Source organism: Methanobrevibacter sp. (genome assembly GCF_045116495.1).
Taxonomy (GTDB): domain Archaea; phylum Methanobacteriota; class Methanobacteria; order Methanobacteriales; family Methanobacteriaceae; genus Methanocatella.
Window position 1 is genome coordinate 1 of sequence record NZ_JBGULU010000129.1, and the last position, 5233, is coordinate 5233.

Annotated in this window: 8 protein-coding genes; 4 read left to right on the forward strand and 4 right to left on the reverse strand. The window is 34.3% G+C overall.

What is annotated here, in order from left to right; translation table 11 throughout:
- Positions 1-429, forward strand: a 429-nt coding sequence (locus tag ACJMLH_RS06880; protein ID WP_405276072.1) for an ABC transporter permease, incomplete at its 5' end; no start/stop codon positions are given.
- Positions 430-438: 9 nt separating this feature from the next.
- Positions 439-1137: an ABC transporter ATP-binding protein gene (locus ACJMLH_RS06885; RefSeq protein WP_405276074.1), complete on the forward strand. Its 699-nt coding sequence runs from the start codon at positions 439-441 to the stop codon at positions 1135-1137.
- Positions 1138-1252: 115 nt separating this feature from the next.
- On the opposite strand, the gene ACJMLH_RS06890 is transcribed toward ACJMLH_RS06885, so the two are convergent.
- The gene (locus tag ACJMLH_RS06890) at positions 1253-1495 is read right to left on the reverse strand and encodes a DUF357 domain-containing protein (RefSeq protein ID WP_294007677.1); all 243 of its coding nucleotides are present in this window, start codon (positions 1493-1495) and stop codon (positions 1253-1255) included.
- A complete protein-coding gene (gene pgsA / locus ACJMLH_RS06895; protein WP_405276077.1) occupies positions 1492-2058 on the reverse strand; it encodes an archaetidylinositol phosphate synthase in 567 nt (188 codons plus the stop codon). Before pgsA ends, ACJMLH_RS06890 begins: the two co-directional genes overlap by 4 nt.
- 45 nt (positions 2059-2103) lie before the next feature.
- Here pgsA and ACJMLH_RS06900 point away from each other — a divergent pair, with 45 nt between their 5' ends.
- Positions 2104-2685 (forward strand): L-threonylcarbamoyladenylate synthase, encoded by a 582-nt coding sequence (locus ACJMLH_RS06900; protein WP_405276079.1) that lies wholly within the window; start codon positions 2104-2106, stop codon positions 2683-2685.
- Positions 2686-2696: 11 nt separating this feature from the next.
- Here the strand turns inward: ACJMLH_RS06900 and ACJMLH_RS06905 are convergent, their stop codons facing one another.
- Positions 2697-3692, reverse strand: coding sequence for a hypothetical protein (locus ACJMLH_RS06905; RefSeq protein ID WP_405276081.1), 996 nt, complete (start codon positions 3690-3692; stop codon positions 2697-2699).
- A 103-nt stretch (positions 3693-3795) separates the two neighbouring features.
- A complete protein-coding gene (locus ACJMLH_RS06910; protein ID WP_405276083.1) occupies positions 3796-4734 on the reverse strand; it encodes a hypothetical protein in 939 nt (312 codons plus the stop codon).
- A gap of 95 nt (positions 4735-4829) precedes the next feature.
- Between ACJMLH_RS06910 and ACJMLH_RS06915 the strand changes: the two genes are divergently transcribed.
- Positions 4830-5233, forward strand: a 404-nt coding sequence (locus ACJMLH_RS06915) for an AAA family ATPase (RefSeq protein ID WP_405276085.1), incomplete at its 3' end; no start/stop codon positions are given.

Below are 5233 nucleotides of genomic sequence, written 5' to 3' on the forward strand. Positions count from 1 at the left end.
ACATCCGTAATGGAGATGACCCAGATGGCGGATATGCTTAACATGCTGCAGGCATCAACCTGGGCAATATCCCTTCTGGCCATTGTGGTTGGCGGTCTGGGAATTATCAATACAATGTTAATGTCAGTCTTTGAGAGAACCCGTGAAATTGGAGTTCTGAAGGCTGTCGGATGGTCTGACAGAAAAATTTTGACCATGATTGTTGGCGAATCACTGGTAATCACTATAGTTTCTGCGATTATCGGATCTGTAATCGGCTATTTGGCATGTGTTCTTTTAGGACCTCAAATGGGAATCAGTCCGTTGTTTACACCTAAGATATTCATCCAGGCATTTGCAATAGCTATTGTAGTCGGAATAATCGGTGGAATTTATCCTGCACTCAAGGCGGTTAAATTGCCTCCAACAGAAGCATTGAGGTATGAGTGAGGTGAAATCATGAATGCAGTAGAGATAAAAGATTTGTATAAAAGCTATGAAGACGGAAAAATCAAGGCATTGAATGGGATAAACCTCACAATAGATGACGGTGAGTTCGTATCAATCATCGGCCCTTCAGGATCAGGCAAATCAACACTTTTAAATATGCTTGGTGCATTGGATGTTCCCGATTCCGGGTCTATCAGTGTTGCAGGCCATGACTTGAAGTCATCCAAGAAATTAAATGAGTTCAGGGCTGAAAGCATTGGATTCATTTTCCAGTTGCATAATTTAATTCCTAATATTTCAGTTGTGGAGAATGTTGAAATACCGATGTTTACACAGAAGTTGTCCTCAAAGGAGATGAGAGCCCGTGCACTGAAACTGCTTGATGATGTTGGCCTTAAAGACAAGGCAGACATAAAACCGAATAAGTTATCTGGTGGTGAACGTCAGAGGGTAGCTATTGCCCGTGCACTTGCAAACGAACCTTCAATAATATTGGCTGATGAACCCACAGGATCACTAGATTCAAAGACAAGTAGCAAAATCCTTAAGCAACTAATTGATTTACACGAAGATAAGAATGTAACACTAATTATTGTAACTCATGATATGGATGTAGCCAAACTTGCAGACAGAGTTATTGAAGTTTTGGATGGTGAAATAATTTCGGCCGGTGATGACTCATTGATTAACAGTAAAATTGATGTTTAAACATTAATTTTTACTTTTCTTTTATTTTTTTTAAATATCCTTTTGTGCAACTCATGTCTACTTAAATAAGTAGGGTATTCTTGACCGGCAATATAAAAAGAGTGGAATGATGAAATTAGATGATTCCATGAATCATCCTTAATGCATCCAAAAGACCATGACTGTATTCAATACAACCGAATGCAGTCCTCATATCTTCTTTTTCTAAATAATACTTTGAATCGTTCCAATAATCAATAGCTCTATCGTATACCTCTTTTTCCTTTCCTTCAAAAGTAATGTCTGCTACCTGATTTAAGTTTCTCTCTAATTTTGCAATGTCTTTTGCTATTTTTTCCGGGCTTTCCAATTCAGTCATTTTAATTGCCTCCAAACGTATACTATTCTTTGAGCTACTGTAAAGTATGATAGGATTACTAATATGTAAATGATGTATGTAAAGTAGATATCTCCTGCGAAATATCCGATTATTGCTCCAATCATTAGTATAATCATACGAACGGCACGTTCTGCTATTCCAATATTGCATTCCGCTCCCTGGGATTCTGCTCTTGCTCTTACATAGCTAACGCAAATTGCAGAGTGGATTGCCAGAACGCCGACAAACCAGTCACAGTATCCTCCGAAAATGATTCCGATGTAGATTATTGCATCTGCAAACCTGTCCATTGTGGAGTCCAGAAACGCTCCAAAAGGTGATGACCTGTTATGATATCGGGCTACTGCGCCGTCAACAACATCCAAAAATCCGGATGCTAAAATAGCCAGCATTCCCAATATTAACATATGATTTGCAAATCCGTAAGCTGCAATCACTGCTATGAATGGGGATATTACTGTAACGATATTTGGATTGATATTCAAGTTTTTAGCGACGGGGTTCAATATTTTTGTTAAAAGTGGTCTTAGAGATTGAAGCATAATTATATATAAATTTTTATCTAATATAATTGTTAGGTAAGAAAAATGAAAATTTTAAAAACTGGTATGGATAGTTTTGATGAAAAAATCATTAACGAAGCTATAAATGTATTGGCTGATGGAGGTATTGTATTATATCCGACTGACACGGTTTATGGTTTGGGAGCCAATATATTTGATTCAAAAGCGGTTAGAAGAGTTTTTGATATAAAACAAAGGAGTTTATTAAAACCACTGTCAATACTGGTTTCGGATGTGAAAGCCATTGATTTGGTTGCAAAGGTATCGGCTGCCCAAAAAAATGTAATCAATTCCCACCTTCCAGGTCCGTATACATTTATTTTAGATAAAAGGAAAATTGTTCCAAGAGTCGTTACCAGCGGATCTAAATATGTGGGAGTAAGGGTTCCGGATAATAAAATTGCATGCAGGTTGGCAAGTATTTTTCCAATAACAACCACCAGTGCAAATGTTTCAGATGATGAAGTTTTGTCCTGTCCAAATGAAATTTTAGACCAGTTAAACTGTGATGTTGACTTGGTTATTGATGTCGGTGAGCTGAAATCAAATCATGCATCAAAAATAGTGGATTTGACTGCCAGAAATCCTAGAATAATAAGGAAATAAGAGATTAGAAACTAATCTCTTGAATATTTAATCAATATAATAAATCCTAAAATCAAAATTAAGATTCCTATAATTGATAATTCGTTTCCGGTTGCATATTTTAACAGATTATTTTCTTTAATTTGATTTTGATTTATAGTTGGAGTTTCATTCTCATTATTTTTTGAAATAATTGTTTTATTTTCTGGTTTTTCTTTTGTTTCATTGTTTTCTGGTGTTGTTACGTTTTCTATTGTTGTGTTGTTTTGTGGGATTTCTTCTGTGTTGTTTTCTGGTGTTGTTACGTTTTCTATTTCAGTATTATTTTCAGGAGTTGATCCTAAAGGTTCGTCTTCAGGAATTTCTATTGTGCGATAGTTAATTTTGTATCCGAAAAAGTTTTGGGTTCTGCCATATTGGGAATTCAATAATTCAAAATCGAATATTGCTTCGGTTGTATTATTTATCTTTGCCACTGCTCCATGATCGGGGATTATTCTACCATTTGCAGCACTTTCCAATATAGCTTTAATTATTGCATTGGTGCTGTTTTTATAATCGTAATCTGTAAAAGTCCAAATGACCTGAGAGAGGTCAGTTGTAGGGTTCATTGTATAATCGTAATGGTCTACAAATAATATTTTCAGGTAATTTCCAACAGATTCACCGTATCGTGAACTGATAATGTTTGTAGTATTTTCTACAGTGAATTTTTCTCCTCTGCTGGTGGATTGTAAGTTATGGTTAACACAATAGCCGTTGTATCCGTCATCAAAAGACACATTTCTGTATCCGCTTTCAAGTGCTTTTACTTCCTCACCAATTCTATTTTCACTTGAATTTCTTTGTTCTTGTGAGTTCTGATTATCTTCAGATGTTTCTCTTTGTCTAATTGATCTGATTTCATTTGTTTCTTCTTCGTTTTCAGTAATTAAAATGTCATCAAGTTCATTTTGTGCTGAAACAAAATTTAAACCTGATGTTGCAATTAGGAGTATGGTTAATATTGTGAGTATTTTTCTCTTCAAAATTTTCACCTCGAAATATTTTGTATTATTTGCATTGTTAGAGGAGATATATAAAGTTAAAGTAACCAAATACTCACTAAAAAATAAAAAGAAAAGATTAAATTTAACCTTTTCTGCGTATTACAACAGCAACAACTGCAATAATAACAATAACAAGTACTAACAAGAATATTGGATTTCCAACAGTTCTCATAATTCTTTGCTGAAGGGTGGCGTTTTTCGGCAATTCATTTGTTTTATTGATGATTTTAGTATTATTGTTCTGATTAATTATTGTAGTGTTGTTCTCGATATTTACGGTATTGTTTGTATTGTTTATGATTGTGTTGTTGTTAATGACGGTTTGGTTGGATGGCAATTGCTTTTCATCACTGACATTTTTATTTTCGGTTGTGTTGTCTGAGGTAGCGTTATTTATAGTTGTGTTTTCTGTGGTAACGTTATTTTCGGTTGTATTTTCCACAGTATCATTAACATTATTGTCGCTTGCACCTAACACATCATCACCGGCGACAGTTTTTAAAGATACTTTATATGCCAGACAATCTGAATGGCTGCTGTCTGCTGGTTTTAAAAGCTCAAATGTAAATGTAGCCTCTGTGGTATTGTTGATTTTTACAACTGCAGTATCACCAACACTTTCACCTGAATTATAGTTTTTATTTCCACTGATAGCCTGTGAAACTACATTTTGAATGTTATTTTCCTTTCCGGATTTATAACAGTCAATTATTGCCAGTTTAACATTATTTTGTATTTCATCATTTCCGGTGTTTTGTGATGTAAATTTGTCATTGGCTGTTATCGCGCCTTTTGCGGAATCAATGCAAAATCCGACAAATCCGTCACTGAATTCAATTCCCTTGTCTGTGATATGAACTGGGGTTATATAATCAGTTAAATCTTCTTCTGTAACTGTTACATTTTTTTCACTATTTTCAACTGTTGCAGTGTCTGTTGTGTTGTTGTCGGCTGAAACAAAACTCAGACATCCCACAGAGAAAATTAAAATTATTAATAAAGCTATAATTTTCTTGTCCATAGTTAAGGCTCCTTAATTAGTTATTTGATAATTTGATGTTCATATTAATAAAATTTTGTTAAATTATATATTATATAAAAATAAAATATTACTTCATGAAAGTATTAGCTAATTTTGAGGATAATCAGAAAATTCCTTCCAATTCCTCTCTGGATGCTCTTTTGGGAGGAGGTTTTGAAAAGGGTGTAATAACTCAAATATTTGGACCTCCAAGTTCTGGTAAGAGCAATATCACATTAACTTTAGCAGTTAATGTGGCTAAATACGGAAAAAAAGTAATTTATATTGACACTGAAGGAGGAATTTCAATTGACAGGATTAAACAAATTGCAGGTCCTGATTTTCCAAGTGTAGCTAATAATATCATTGTTTTTGAACCGACTAATTTTTTAGAACAGAATGATAATCTAAAAGCAATTGAAATATGGCTTAGAAAAAACCATAATGATGTGGATTTGCTTGTACTGGATTCTGCTGTTGCATTATATCGTGTGGATGA